The sequence below is a fragment of the Peribacillus sp. BM1 genome (genome assembly GCF_056679975.1).
Genome location: NZ_JBWXPJ010000002.1, coordinates 76946 through 92411 on the forward strand (window position 1 = coordinate 76946; position 15466 = coordinate 92411).

A 15466-nucleotide genomic window follows, 5' to 3' on the forward strand; every position below is an offset into this window, starting at 1 on the left:
CATATAGTTATTGTTAAACTTTTCGTAAAACATGTTCTCGTGGCAAGTTAACAAACGACTAGGCGTTGACGTCTCGAATCATTATGTGAGTTTTTTAATACCATTAATAGAATTTTTCCTCAGTGATGATATTCATGGTCATCTACTTGAATGTAATGATCGATCGGTTAGGCTAAAAAGTGACTATTAAAATAGCTGAAATAACAATTGTAATGATTTATGGCAATCATATCCAACAGTTGATTGAATTTATGGAAAATTCAGATAATTTATTCGATGATTAAACTTCTCCTCATCCATAATACCATTACAACCATCATACCAGTTAGACCCTCTATTTTACTTCGAATCGACCTAATTTTCATATAAAAATCCTAAAAGAGGTAGATATATTCTACAATCTAATCGTTCCCTCTCAATAATAAGAAGGTGAAAAGGGAATTGTAATCAATTCCCTTTTCACGCGACTTTTTTATTTCTTAATGGCAGCTTTTACTTTCAGTATTAGAACAGCTCTTGCTTTCGTTCTTAACTGAACGTGGAAGATCCAACGCTGGGTTTCCGTCAAAGAAACCATGAGGCTTTAATTTGAATCCGATATGGTGAACTGGCATTACTGGCCAATCTTCAGGGCGAACAATATGGTGAACAGACATGTTATACCAAACAACGATATCCTCATTGTCAATTGAGCGGTTCGCTTTTACATAATGCTCTAAGCTATCGCTTCCGCCTTTATTTTGGTTTGGATATTTTCCGGAAGCATACATTTGATCACTGTCAAATTGTGTAACATGCAAGTGGTTTTTAATAAATCCAGCACGTTTCATAATACTTGACTCTTCATTTAAGAATGGAGAAGCGTTTTCACCAGGTACTAGTTCGTATGCAACAGGCTGATCAATAAAGTTCTTAGAGTTTGGATTAATAATTTTCCATCCTCTACCTGTTTCAAGGTTCATTTTACGCTGTGCTTCCAATTCTGTTTTAAATGTTGTTGTTTCATGGTAGAAACCATTTAAATTTGGATTGTTTTCATCAGGACGTGTCGCAACTGTATTCGTTTCTTGAACAGAGTTCTTTTGACCATCAATATGCGTATCAATACGGTAGTTAAAGATATGTTGGTGAATTGGCGCAAAGACTTGCGGCGCAACTTCTGATCCATATCTTGTTTTTACGCCTTCTCCTAGTGCACCAACATTCAGAATTCCTGTTAACTTCGCTTCATGTTCAATTCTTCCATCTGTATAGAAGTACCAGAAGAATCCATAATCGTAGTTTGCAACAGTTGTGAAGAATGAGATAACAAGACGGCGTGAACGGCGTACTTCTACATCTTCTGTTCTCCAATCTGTATGCTTCCATGCGATTCCAGCATCTTCTTCGTGAAGACAAACTGCATTAGGAATTCGATGAACGCCACCTTGGCTATCAGCCATTACAGCATCAAAATAGTGAATGTTACCGACACAGTCACAGCCTAGCTCTAAAGAGTTTGCCAATTGACCGATTCCGTATTCACCAGCATCAAACGCACATTGCCAGTTATGAGCAGGATCTGTATCCCCGTAAGGAACAACCATTTCTGATAAAGCTGCACGATATAGAACTGGTCTTTTCTTTCCTTTATCCTCATAATCTACTGTATGAAGAACAAGTCCTTCACGAGCTGTGTATCCAATACGGATATCCCATTTTTGCCATTTGATATTATGTCCTTCAACTGTATAGCTAGGACCTTCTGGCTGAACGATTTCTAACGGTTTTAGATCTGTACGTACATTGATTTCATCATTTAGTTCAGGTTTATAAAGTGCGTTTTTAGGCGCAATTGGTTGTACACCATGATCTTCAATTCTTACAATTTCCATTTTGTTCATATCAACAACTGGAAGTAAACCTGTAAGTGGATGCGCATATGCATTATCTTCAGGAAATTCTTTAACAAAACATAGGGCACGTAACAGTCTTCTTCCTTCATCTTCTTCGATTCCAAAGTATCCAACAGACCAAGGATCAACCATAACTAAATTTGGATCTTCAATACCGCGCTTTTTAAGAGCTGCATGGAAGTCAGGATGACTCTTTACTAGTGCCTCTAGTTCAGAATATTCTTCAAGAAGGAATGATGGCTGAACACCTGGAACATGTTTATAAGAAACCACTTCTTCATTTGTAAGAGATATAACAGCCTCATGTGTAGTGCTATCTGTTCTATTAATTATAACGGCAAAAGCTTCCCTATTTATTGGATCTCCCTCTTTAAAGTTTAAAACAACATCTTTTGGAGGTTCGTGTAATCCAATTTGTTCAAATCGAGCACTCTCATTTAAGTTCTTTTGCGCTTTTAAAATTGCAGCAGCTCTTGTAATTTCTTCACCTGTTAGTGGTTCTAGTGGGTGGGCAACCTTTTTTAACACCTGTTCTTGAGTTTCCATGCAATATCCTCCGTTTCATCTAGTTATATTTTAATTATACAAACTACTAATTTTGTAACTTCCTCTGATCCATTATCTTCAGCACTAGGCTGAAACTATCATTTATTAACGTGTGTATAGGAAGGAACGATTGATATAATTAAATAATAACGCTTTCATTGGTTCATTAATTGTAAAAAACGGAACTATTCCACTTTTCTAAAAATTAAAACTGAGTCATTAGTCATTATTTTGATATGGAAGATTTGGTACTTCTATCTATTAATTAAAGATGATGACAACTTTCACCATCCATGATCTTATTCACGATTTCAATTGCTTCATGAAACTGATAGATATCGCCACCAAACCCTAATTGAAATTGCTTAGCTTGTTTCATGGACTCAAAAATAAGCACTTGTGGCTGGCAGTGATTTAGTTGGATATCTGCATTAAACAAAAACGTCGCAATCTTAGCACTTATCGTTGTTTCTTTTAAAAAGTCATAACAAATAATTTGAGACACTTTCTTTTCTATATCTTGATATCGTAATAGCGCACAGTGAGCACAACATGTGTGTTCCACTCGATTATTTACTTTGACGAGTTGCACCGATAATCTGGTATTTGAATGTTTATTGCAATACGAACAATTTTTAGTTGTCACATCGTTTTCTGTTGTAGACATCACTCCATTAGATGTTTTGATTACCTTCTGTTCTTCAATGAGCTGTTTCAAATCACGGTAGACCGTCATGATCGACACATCTAACCTTTTACTAATTTCAGAAATTCGTAACGTTTCTTCTTCTTCTAACCATGTTAAGATTTGTTGTTTTCGCTCTAATGGCAACATGTTATCTCTCCGTCCATTTTAAAAAATACATCAGAATCGTTTTATAATATCTTCAATTGAATGGAATAAAATTCAGGTATAGTGATCTCTATGATATTACCCAATTGTTCGAATTCTTCATTGTAAAAAACGGAAAAAAATGTTGAACTATAACATAGATACACGAATTTACTTGATTATCTGGATGTCGAAACTATGAAATATACCAAGTGTTTGAAATAGGAATTCTTTTAGAACTAAGAAGGTTCGTAGACTTGTATACGGCGACATGCAAAGAGACTTTCCTAAGGAAAGCCTCTTCTGTTCAGGTGAAGGATTCTGTCAATCCGCAATCTTCACTTTTGCGAAAAATTCCTTTTCCAAGAAAGAAACAATATTGTTTGTAGAGTTTTCAACAATTAATCGCCCTTTTTCAGCCGTACTGGATCTTGCTGTATGAAGGCAACCTGATTGTGGAATCAATGTTGGTGATGGTGGGAAACATTGATAGGTAGGTGGCCCTTCCATCCCTTCATCTATGATAAACTCTTCACGCACAAGCTCTGGGGCAAAATGCATCATCATCGACGTTTCCGTAATGGCAGCGTGTTCTAAAGCCCATCCTGGGAATTCTATTTCATCAAATATTTGCGGCATGATACTCTCATCTAAATTATCCCACCAATTTGTAAGTAGAATTTTAGGGAATTCATCTGTTCGATTTCTCATAATAAGATCCGCTGCTTCAGCAAGAAAGGCTTCATTTTCATAATGACAGCTTACCAACAATATTTTTTGCCATCCGTCATGTAAAAACTCTTCCAGTAAATCATACACTAAGGAAATGACAGTCGTTCCTTTCAAATCAATCGTACCTGGAAACATGGGTCCACCGCCGCTAGCTGGCAGTGATTTATAACCGTAAGATAAAGTCGGTGCGATGACGGCATTTATTTTTTCCGCTATTGATAAACTCATGTTTTCAGCTAGCATAGCATCGACACCAAGTGGTAAATGTGGACCATGTTGTTCTGTCGACCCAATTGGTAAAATTAAAATACTATCTTTGATTTTAGATTGATATTCTTGCCAAGTCATATTCGCTAGTAGATGTTTATTCATTTCTAACTCTCCTCCAAAATAATAATTTATTAAAATATCACTTTAAGTAGCCCTTATAAAAAATTCACTGACGTTTTCTATCTGTGATTAGTTGATTGGATGTTCACGTAATTCCTGCACCTGCTTATTAAGGGGGAGAGAGGTCTACTCTCCCCCACCACAAGTGATCTTCATCGATGTTATTTCGCTTTAACATCTACTTCAGATAATTCCTCATTCAAAGCGTTTTTGGCTGCTCTCTTCCGAGAAATATTCGTTTTAATCACATAAAGGAGAATAACAACCATCGCACTCAATAAGCTTAATATTAACTGTGAACGGGTCGAAGCACTAAACGCCATACTTACAATAATGGCAACCATTGCTATGATCGATGCGATGGTCAAGTATGGATAGGCCCACATACGTAGCTTCAGACGTTCTGGCGTTTCACGTTCTATTTTTTTGCGAAGTATCAATTGAGAAATAGCAATCAGCAGGTAGACAAAAAGAGCAATGGCTCCAGAAGAATTTAGCAAGAATTGAAACACTGTTTCCGGTGATATGAAAGCCATGATCACGGAAATGAAACCAAATATTGTACAAGTCAAGATCGCCTTTAATGGTACTCCCCTCTTTGTCACATTCATCATCCACTTTGGAGCATCTCCCTTATCTCCTAAAGCAAACAACATTCGCGATGCTGTGTATATGCCTGAATTTAAACAAGAGAGCACGGCTGTAACCACAACTAAATTCATGATTTTATCAGCATAAGGTATACCAATAATTTGGAGAGCACTGACATAAGGGTTTGTAAGCGCTTCAGAATTGTTCCACGGAACAATCGTAACAATTAAAAATACAGAGCCTACATAGAACGTCATAATCCGAACAATAACAGAGTTTACCGCTTTTACTACTGCTTTTTCAGATTCAGCTGACTCTGACGCCGCAATTGTGACGATCTCTGAACCAACGAAGGAAAAAATAATCGTGGCTACAGCAATAAATACTGCTGCTGAACCATGTGGTGTGAATCCACCATGTGCCGTCAAGTTAGAAAAGTCCATTGTTGTACCTGGTAGAAATCCTAAAACATACGCTCCTCCGAGAGCTAAGAACAAAAGAATCGCAACAATTTTAATCAATGAAAACCAATATTCAAATTCACCGAAAGCTTTAACCGAAAAGATATTCGTTATTGTTAGTGCGATAAGCAATAATAGATTTAAAAGCCAAAGTGACATATCAGGAAAGATCCAACTTTTCAATATCGCAGCACCAGCGATTGCTTCAACAGCAATGACGATGACCCAGAAGTACCAGTACAACCATCCTACCGTAAAACCGGCCCAATTCCCCATTGCCTCTCGTGCATAATCTGAAAACGAACCTAGTGAAGGCTTTGCAACGACCATTTCCCCTAGCATTCTCATGACTAGAATGACTAGAATCCCAGCCATAAGTGCTGTAAAGACCGCTGCCGGTCCAGTAATCTGGATAATGGCCCCACTGCCCACAAACAAGCCAGCACCAATCGATCCACCAAATGCGATCATCATCAAGTGTCGTATCTTCAGACTTTTCTGCAGCTTTACCTCTTCATTCATATTAGAAAGCTCCTTTTTATAGAGATTATTTATCACACAAATGTAAATTATTTATTGTGAGTGTAATCCACTAAGCATATCTAAGTAGAATTTTTATTTTGGGATCATCATTTCACAGATCAGCTGAGAACTCTTCAAGTGAATCGTACACTTATGAGATTAAATGAATTTCTTTTTAAATATAGTGCTATATACATTGATTTATTGGCTTGTTCTTTTCAATTTAACTTACCTAAAAATCAAATGAATCCGTCAGTTTCTGCTTCAATGTTTAATATTACTTGCTCGTGAAGAAGGAACGTTTATAGTCAGCTCCCAACCTTAGTTCCCGCAGCTGGGAGCAACTCATCTCAAATCGATTTTCGTAATTACTGTAAAGATACGAGTGAATTATTTTTTTATAATGTTATGTTCTGGACCAAATGGGAATCCAGTGATGTTCTCTGCACCGTTTTCGCCAATCACAAGGATGTCATGCTCACGGTATCCACCAGCTCCTGGCTCTCCTTCTGGAACCATAATCATGGGCTCCATTGACACGACCATACCTGGCTCTAGTACGGTCTCGATATCCTCCCGAAGCTCCAATCCTGCCTCACGACCGTAATAGTGGCTAAGTACACCGAAGGAGTGTCCATACCCGAACGTTCGGTTCGCTAAAAGATTGTGCTCGCGGTAGATTTCGTTCAATTCAGTGGCGATATCCATACATCTAGCTCCTGGCTTGATCAATTCAAGACCACGTCTGTGTACTTTACAGTTGATTTCCCATAGCTCAAGATGGCGATCAGACACGTCTTCCAAGAACAATGTACGCTCAAGCGCTGTATAGTAGCCAGCGATCATCGGGAAACAGTTCAGACTCAGAATATCTCCTTGCTGTAACTTGCGGGAAGTTGCCCAGTTATGTGCGCCATCCGTGTTGATACCAGATTGGAACCAAACCCATGTGTCTCTTAGTTCAGCGTGAGGGTACGTACGAGCAATTTCACGTACCATCGCTTCTGTACCTTGAAGAGCTACTTCATATTCCGGTACGCCTTCGCGAATGGCTTCGACAATGGCTGCCCCACCGATATCTGCAATCCGGGCACCATTTTTAATGAGATCAATTTCCTCGCCAGACTTAAACATCCGTTGTCTCATAACATCCTGGGAGATGTCTACGAGTTCTGCCTCTGGCAGGGCATCCTGTACCTGACGACGTAAAGCTAGCGTCAAATGATCATCTTCTATGCCAAGACGGCCACGAGTGAAGCCTGATTCTGTTAAGATCTTTTTAACAGCATATAAATAGTTGTCCCTTTTCCAATCCGTGTACACAATATTCTCATCAAAACTGCGTCTCCATGGCATACCAGCATCAATATTGGCACTCACTGTCACATGCTTGTCTTGTGTAATAACAAGCGCATATGATCGGTTGAAAGATGTATATAAGAAGTCACTATAATAGTTAATATTATGGTAAGAAGTGAACACAACCGCATCGATTCCGGATTTGGCCATATATTGGCGCAAATTCGTATTACGACGAGTCATTTCTTCTTTTGAAAAAGTGGGCTTTACTTTTTTACCGCCGTTTTGTAAAATTTTTGTTCTTTCAAGATCTGTGATTTGTTGTACCATGTTTATCACCTTTCCTTTTCCATAATCTTATTTATCATTACTATTACTCTTTCAAATTTCCAATCAGTAAAATGATCAGTGTGCGCTCACTGTAATACGTAGGATCACGTGTGCTCAGGAGATAAGTGCGGCAATCTTCAAAACAATGAATATCTAGTATGTTCTGCATAGTGCACCAACTCTCTCATATTTAACTAGTAATTGTTTTTCCTGCTACATGGATTTGTTCACTGTCTCTTTCGTTCGTAATAATGCGATGAAAGCGATGAAAGCAGCCGCCATCAAGTAGAAAGCAGGAGCAAATGTGTTTCCTGTTTGAATAATCAAGAATGTTGCAACGAATGGAGCTGTTCCCCCGAAAATCGCGTTCCCCATATTAAAAGACAATCCGAAACAAGTGTACCTTACAGAAGTTGGGAACATCTCCGATAAGAAGGTTGCGAGCACGCCATCGTTTCCTGCTAATATGGCACCAAGTAATATTTGTGCCAATATGGCATACATCCCACCTTGGGAAAGAAGTAAAAATGCTGGAATAGTAAATAGCATAAACAGTACACTAGCACCAATAAGTACCGGTTTCCTGCCGACCCGATCAGCGAGTGTACCCACAAATGGGAGAAGGATTACGTACGTTGTTAATGAGACAATCGTTGTAAGAATCGCTTTCATACTGTCAAAGCCTAACTCATTGACCAAATAAGTTGGCATATAACTAAGAATGATATAGAAGCCGACTGCATTCAGGCAGATGACTCCAAATGCAACGAGAAGCTGCTTCCGATTCTGGCGGACACTCTTGAAAATGGGCTCTTGTTTTTCCCCGTGCTCCTTCTCCGTAAAAACAGGCGTATCTTCAAGTTTCATACGGATATAAAGAGCGATTAAACCGAGTGGGCCTGATATAAGAAAGGGAATGCGCCAACCCCAGCTATGTAAGGCATCTTGCGTTAGATTGTACTGAAGAAGGACCGCGGTCAAAGCTCCAAGTAATAATCCAGCTGCTGTACTTGCTGGCACCATACTGACAAGAAGTCCCCTTTTTGAGTTCGGTGCGTATTCCGCGATAAACAAGGACGCTCCTGCATACTCACCAGAGGCTGAAAATCCTTGGACGATACGGCATAATAGAAGTAACAACGGTGCGGCAATGCCTATCGTGGCATAACTCGGTATGAGGCCGATTGTGAACGTCGCAAGTGACATCAGAATGATGGTAAGAGTCAAAATACGCTTTCGGCCAAGCTTGTCCCCATAATGCCCCCAAACTAGCCCCCCTACAGGTCTTGCTATGAAGGATACGGCAAACACTCCAAACGTTCCGAGCAAGGCCGCCTTCTCGTTGCCCGGAGCAAAGAAGACTGCAGCAATGATTGTGGCCAAATACCCATATGAAGCGTAATCAAACCATTCAATCAAATTTCCAATCGCCGCCCCAAAAACGGCTTGTTTCACACCAGTGGCTTGTGTTTTCTCACTTTCTATGTTCTTTTCTACCTGTTGTTGTATGGACATTCACTTTACCTCCATGTCTTTCGGAATTAGCATATTGTACCAAAAATTCCGAAATTTCTGATAATTAAAGTTAGAAAAATCTTTTATATTGGCTTCCAAAGGCAGGATTACGACAATAGGTCAGAAAAAGATGATAGCACTTGTTACTTTTCAACACTTCATTCCACTATTCATTTAAATTTAACATATTCTGTATAGATATAATGTAAGCGCTATCCTATAATAAGAATGATAACATTCCATTAATTCTGAATACAATTGGATATTGTGCTTAAATTCATCTGTTTTTTTTCATTTTTTGTATGTTTTGCACAAAGGAGGATATGTAATTGATCACAGTAAAAGAAGCAATACTTCTAACGGGGAAGAATAATGTAACAGTTCGTGCAGGTAAAAGAGGCTTGTATCGCAAAATCCGCTGGGCACACGTTATTGATCATGATGACATGAGGCACTTCCTTGAAGGAGGAGAGCTACTTATGACATGTGGACAAGTATGGCCGCATGATCAAGCATCAGAAGCTCGACTTCTTAAAGGATTTTTACGGCATCAAATTTCCGGTATTTTGTTTGCAACTGGTCGCTACCTTGATGAATGTCCCCCATCCGTTTTGGAATTTGGTGAAAAATATGGTATCCCGATTTTAGAAGCACCCTTTCATGTGCAATTCATTAAAATAACCCAATCGATTCACCAAGAAATTATGAGACGAGAGTTTAGAAAAAAAGAATTGGCTGCACAACTTCCTTCAGAATTGGCCGGAGAATTACGCGTAGCAAATAATGGTATGGATGTTTGTCGCATCCTCTCCCAGCATTTTAATTGTCCTACTATCATCACCGACCCTGCGAACAAAGTTTTGAATAAAGTCATACCTACGGGAGGAAAACGTATAAATCTCCCAAATGTAATGGATCATTTATCCAAGATACTACATGAACTTTTGGATCGTAATTTGCCTGAAAACGAACCGATTCTAAGAGAGAGCCATCCTCTAAGAATACCTACTAACACTTTACCAGAGGCAATGGCTATACCACTTCAAATTGAGGGGAATTATTCAGGAACGCTTTGGCTTCTCTTCCATAATCAGCAGGTGGAAGAAACGCATATGCATGCCCTTGAATATGCGGCAACTGTTCTTTTAGATATCCACCTAAATCAACAAGTTGTAGGAGTTACAAGTAGGCAATTTAAAGTAGAATTAATGGAATTACTATTTGAAAGTCCTAAAACAGCCTCTATATTAATGGAAGAAAGAGTATGCAAGCTTGGATTGGCTCCGAGCGAGAATTGGATGGCAGGTTTTGTCCTCCCTGGAAAAAAGGAGATCCCGCTTAGCTTATCCGTAGAGATGGATTTTTTGAGTAATGAATGTACAATGTGGATTAACGAAACAGAAGGGATTGATGGCTTCTGTGAGGTATATGAAGGTCGATTAACCTTATTGATTTCCTCTAGTCTTGAATATTCGGTCATTAAAGCCCATTTAAAAGATTTATACAGTCATGTACAAAGGATTTATAAGCAAATCGTTCCAGTTCTTGTGTTTGGTGAAATGAAGGAAGATTGGCTCTCTATCGTTGAAAGCTATCAGGAGGCAAAATCTTTGACACCTCTTGTTCAGTTTTCAGATCCTGCAGGTGGAGCCTATTTTGCTGAAGAATCGCAGAAAGAGTTACTTCTTTATGGTGGTATGGATCAAACTAAAGCTCTAGCATTTCGCCATTTAATTTTACCAGATGAACTTCTTTCTGAACGAGGTTCGGTGCTTTATGAAACGCTAAAATGTCTCGCTGCCCATAACTATAATCGAGAAATGGTAGCGAAAGCTCTACATATTCATCGAAATACATTACGATATCGAATTGACCGGATTGAACAGCATTTGGGAGATAGCCTATCGTCTTCAAAATGCCAATTTTGGATCCAAATCGCTTTAACCCTTGAATCGCTTGCAAATCAAAGTCACGGCCCCGCTTTCGAAATAGAAGTTGATGAAGATAAAGAGGAAAAGATTCCGCACTCTATCATGTAAATATCCTCCCTAGAAGATAAAATAAACATTGTGAGGATATCGAATAAAAGTGATTATAATATTTGTTACTCAGGTAACAAATCCAACAAAGCAAGGTTGTCCCAAAACAAGCTACTAACTCTATATGCTGTTCATTTTGTCCTATATATGTTCTATACACAGTTTAATAGATGTTAATATTAGATTTTAGCTCAGCCGATTTGGGACAACCTTTTGCATCATCTAATCGATATTTAATTATATTTTTTCAATACAATGGTAGAATTATGACCTCCAAAGCCAAATGAATTAGATATGCCGATATTTAATACAGCTTTCCGTGCATCTTCTGAGACATAATTTAAATCACATTCCGGATCCGCAGTCTCTAAATTGATAGTTGGAGGTACGACACCCTGTATTAAGCTTTTCACTAGAGCAATTGCCTCGACCGCACCAGCAGCTCCGAGCATATGACCGAGCATCGATTTGTTAGCTGTAATTGGCACTTGATAGGCATCTGACCCAAATAATTTCTTAATCGCTAGTGTTTCAGAAATATCGCCTACATACGTACTTGTTGCATGAGCGCTTATAACGTCTACCTCATTTGCAGCTATATTCGCCTTATTCAAGGCACTTTTCATAGCTGAATAAGCACCTCTTCCTTCCGGATGTGAGGCTACCATATGATACGCATCTGACCCTGCACCATATCCGATTACTTCCCCATAGATCAGAGCATCACGTTGTAAGGCATGTTCTAGTGATTCTAACACGAGGATCCCCGCTCCTTCACTCATCACAAACCCATCGCGCTTCACATCAAATGGTCGGCTCGCTAAAGTAGGTTCTTCATTTCTCGTTGATAAAGCGGTTGCGTTGCCAAAACTTGCCAAAGATAATTTCGTAATGGCAGCTTCTGATCCACCTGCAAATATCACATCCGCCTCATCATTTCTAATTACATTGAGCGCTTCCCCAATAGATGTATTACCAATCGAACATGCAGTTACAGGTGACATAGATGGACCATATGCACCAAATCGAATACTTATTTGAGCTGCGGCCGCATTAGATATCATCATCGGTACTAAGCTTGGACTTACTCTTTTTGGTCCTCGTTCGTTTAGCACATTCACATTCTCAATAAACGTATTGATCCCCCCTATTCCTGAACCAACATATACACCAAACCGCTCTCTATCTAGTTTATCCAGCTTTAATTGGGAATGATCCAAAGCTTGTTCAGCTGCAGCTAATGCAAATTGACAAAAGCGATCCATATGTCGTGCTTCTTTACGCCCCCATCTGCCTTCAGCATCAAAGTCCCGAATACTACCAGCTATTTTCGTTTTTAACTCGGAGACATCAAACGTATTAATGAAAGAAATTCCTGATTTCCCTTTCAGTAAATGGTCCCAAAACGTGTTAATATCATTCCCTAATGGTGAAATAACGCCCATTCCAGTAATGACTACTCGTTTCATTTAAACTCCTCCTCATATTGTCTTTCTTCTAATTTTATCGACTTTTTATCCTATTACAATTTGTTGTTTATCCTGGTATAATTTACACTACATTAAAAAAGGAGCAGGAAAATGAATTCGGAGACGAGGCTTCAAGCACTATCAGATTTTTTAAAAACGCGGCGCTCCAAAATCCATCCACATATGGTTGGATTGCCGATTGGTAAAAGAAGAAGAACGCCTGGCCTACGAAGGGAAGAGGTGGCTCAATTAGCTTCTGTAAGCACAACGTGGTATACGTGGTTAGAGCAAGGGAGAGACATTAAAGTATCGACTTCCGTATTAGAGGCTATTTCTAATGCCCTGCAATTAAAGCCTGATGAAAAAAAATATTTATTCGCTTTAGCTTTGGAAGAAGGGATCAATCACGAGCTCTCATTGGAAGAGAAAACCTTAATCAGCCCTTCATTAAATAAAATCTTACAGGAGCTCAAATACTGCCCTACGGTTATTTCAGACAGGCATTGCCATATCATTGGCTGGAATCAAGCAGCAGCACACGTATTTTTAGATTTTGATACGATTCCATTGGAAGAGAGAAATTTGATTCAATTATTATTTGCAAGAAAAGAATTTAAGAGTTTGGCAGTGAATTGGGAGCATTTTGCACAAGGCTTTCTTGCCATTTTTCGGACCTATTATGGACAATATTTTGCTGACAATTGGTATTCACAGTTCATTGAAGAAATGGAACAACGCTTTCCAGAGTTTCAAGAACTATGGAATCGAGGTGAAGTGAGCTCGGCTCCAGAAGTTTTAATTGAATTTCGTCATGCCAAAGCCGGTAAAATGGTATTTAGTCTCACTTCTTTACAAGTACAAGGAGATCTCGACTTAAGATGCAGTGTTTATACACCGGTTAATCACACTGGCACAGAAGAAAAATTAAAACGCTTAATTGAAAATAATCTATAAAAAGCTAGATTCGTTGTTTGAATAGGAAAAGCAGCCAATATGTCCTTTGACAGACAATTGGCTGCTTGCTTACCCCTTAAAAATCTTATTGAGTATAGACTGGCAATTCGCCTCTCGTGCTTCTTATTTCTTCTCGTCTTATCTCTGTAGCTCTAATATCAAGCTCCATATCAGAGATGACAACTCCATAATCTCTATAGGCTGTTTCAACTGAGACAATTTCATCTAATATATCTTCAAACACTTGCTCTGCAGGTCGTTCAAGTGGATCGCCGTTTCCTCCAGAAGATGGAACTAAGATCTGCACCGATTCTCCAGCTTGGAAGCGATATCCGTTAAGTTTAGACGGAAGTTCCTCAGCTGTACGATCTGGATTTTTAATTAGATTTGCGCTCGTTCCAGGAAGTCCACCTTTATACCCCCACGGTCGTACCGTATGCTTGTCCCCTTCCATCGTCATATAGCCATCGGTTAAGAAGCGGTTCCACCTTACAATTCCTAGACCACCTCGCCACTTTCCAGCTCCTCCTGTATCTTCGCGAAGTTCATATCGTTCACATACGAGAGGAACATGCATATCAAGATCTTCAATTGGGTTATTCATCGTATTCCATGAGCTAAAATCTACAGCATCCATGCCATCTTTACCTGGTCGGCCACCATATGACCCCTCATTTACCTCAATATACACCCAGTATTCATTGTTTTCATCCAGTCCCGCATACGAAGCAAATTGTATATTGGCTGAACTACCTGCACATGTCTGATTCGGGATAATCGGTGCTAGTGCTTTAATAATTAAGTCTGCTACTGTGTTTACTTGATTGGCACGGCTAAATAGAGCCGCCGGTTTAATCGGATTAAAAATACTTCCCTTACGTGCTGTAATTTTAATTGGGCGAAACGCTCCTTCATTCGCTGGAACATCTTCTTCCGTCATAAATGTATCTAAAAAGATGGAACGTAATACACTATGAACACTTACACAAAGAGCGCCGGAATATGCTACATTAAAGGCCGTAGAAACTTGATCAGCAGATTTAGAAACATCTACTTCCAGTTCTTCTCCTTGTTTCGTCAGTTTCACATGTACTTTAAGAGGGATATCTAGATGACGTCCATCATTATCCAACCAAGATTCTGCCTCATAGACACCATCGGGAATTTTGGCAATTTCTTTTCGCATCATCCGCTCAGAGTAATTCATTAACTCTTCACAAGCTGAAAGCACTGTGTCCTTCCCGTACTTGTCCATCAGCTCAATGAAACGTTTAACCCCTAATCGGCAGGCTGCAACTTGCGCTTCTAAATCTCCAATGACTTCATTTGGTGTCCGAACATTCTGGCGAATAATTTCAAATAGGGTTTCATTCCGTACCCCTTTGTCATATAGTTTGACACCATTTAAAATCAAGCCTTCAGCATACACATCCGGTACATCAACCATCAGCCCAGGCTGTGCCCCACCCATATCTAAATGATGGGCAGTTGCACCCGCATATCCGACCAATTCTCCTTTATAGAATATTGGCTGACATAAAGCAACATCTGGAGAATGCGAAGCACCCGCATAGGGATCATTATTCCAAATGATATCGTCGGGATGTTGATTATCCCCCAGTTTTTCTTGGAAGCCTCGAATATACCCAGGTAAACACCCTAATTGCATCGGGGTAGAATCCGCCTCAGCTAATGTATTACCAAAAACATCAAAAACTCCTGCTCCAAGGTCCTCAGATTCACGAATAAGCGATGAATAAGCCATCCGATACATAACATGTGCCATTTCTTTTGCTATTGTCTTTAGTGCTCCACCGATTACCTGCAAGGTCACAGGATCTATTTTATTTTGAATAACAGTAGAGCTCATGTGATTAATAGTCATATCTAT

General features: G+C 39.3%; 10 protein-coding genes. 2 read left to right on the plus strand and 8 right to left on the minus strand.

Annotated features, from left to right (window positions below):
- Positions 1 to 479: 479 nt before the first annotated feature.
- The 6 genes from AC1MGI_RS21260 to AC1MGI_RS21285 all read right to left on the minus strand — a co-directional run bounded on the left by AC1MGI_RS21260 (position 480) and on the right by AC1MGI_RS21285 (position 9113).
- The gene (locus AC1MGI_RS21260; protein ID WP_480350019.1) at positions 480 to 2441 is read right to left on the minus strand and encodes a primary-amine oxidase; all 1962 of its coding nucleotides are present in this window, start codon (positions 2439 to 2441) and stop codon (positions 480 to 482) included.
- A 265-nt stretch (positions 2442 to 2706) separates the two neighbouring features.
- Complete coding sequence (locus tag AC1MGI_RS21265; RefSeq protein ID WP_480350020.1) at positions 2707 to 3276, minus strand: DeoR family transcriptional regulator; 570 nt, start codon at positions 3274 to 3276, stop codon at positions 2707 to 2709.
- A gap of 321 nt (positions 3277 to 3597) precedes the next feature.
- Positions 3598 to 4377 (minus strand): creatininase, encoded by a 780-nt coding sequence (locus AC1MGI_RS21270; protein ID WP_062186705.1) that lies wholly within the window; start codon positions 4375 to 4377, stop codon positions 3598 to 3600.
- Between the two features lie 179 nt (positions 4378 to 4556).
- On the minus strand, positions 4557 to 5969 hold the full coding sequence (locus tag AC1MGI_RS21275) for an amino acid permease (RefSeq protein ID WP_480350021.1): 1413 nt from the start codon (positions 5967 to 5969) through the stop codon (positions 4557 to 4559).
- A 390-nt stretch (positions 5970 to 6359) separates the two neighbouring features.
- Positions 6360 to 7598, minus strand: a complete 1239-nt coding sequence (locus AC1MGI_RS21280) for a M24 family metallopeptidase (protein ID WP_062186710.1) — start codon at positions 7596 to 7598, stop codon at positions 6360 to 6362.
- Positions 7599 to 7811: 213 nt separating this feature from the next.
- Positions 7812 to 9113 (minus strand): MFS transporter, encoded by a 1302-nt coding sequence (locus AC1MGI_RS21285; RefSeq protein WP_480350023.1) that lies wholly within the window; start codon positions 9111 to 9113, stop codon positions 7812 to 7814.
- 329 nt (positions 9114 to 9442) lie between these two features.
- Between AC1MGI_RS21285 and AC1MGI_RS21290 the strand changes: the two genes are divergently transcribed.
- Positions 9443 to 11152, plus strand: a complete 1710-nt coding sequence (locus AC1MGI_RS21290; protein ID WP_480350025.1) for a PucR family transcriptional regulator — start codon at positions 9443 to 9445, stop codon at positions 11150 to 11152.
- Positions 11153 to 11385: 233 nt separating this feature from the next.
- Here AC1MGI_RS21290 and fabF read toward each other — a convergent pair whose 3' ends face one another.
- A complete protein-coding gene (fabF, locus tag AC1MGI_RS21295; protein WP_480350027.1) occupies positions 11386 to 12621 on the minus strand; it encodes a beta-ketoacyl-ACP synthase II in 1236 nt (411 codons plus the stop codon).
- 111 nt (positions 12622 to 12732) lie between these two features.
- On the opposite strand from fabF, the gene AC1MGI_RS21300 reads away from it, so the two are divergent.
- A complete protein-coding gene (locus tag AC1MGI_RS21300; protein WP_480350029.1) occupies positions 12733 to 13575 on the plus strand; it encodes a helix-turn-helix transcriptional regulator in 843 nt (280 codons plus the stop codon).
- A gap of 85 nt (positions 13576 to 13660) precedes the next feature.
- Here the strand turns inward: AC1MGI_RS21300 and AC1MGI_RS21305 are convergent, their stop codons facing one another.
- Positions 13661 to 15460 (minus strand): hydantoinase B/oxoprolinase family protein, encoded by a 1800-nt coding sequence (locus AC1MGI_RS21305; RefSeq protein ID WP_480350031.1) that lies wholly within the window; start codon positions 15458 to 15460, stop codon positions 13661 to 13663.
- Positions 15461 to 15466: the final 6 nt, after the last annotated feature.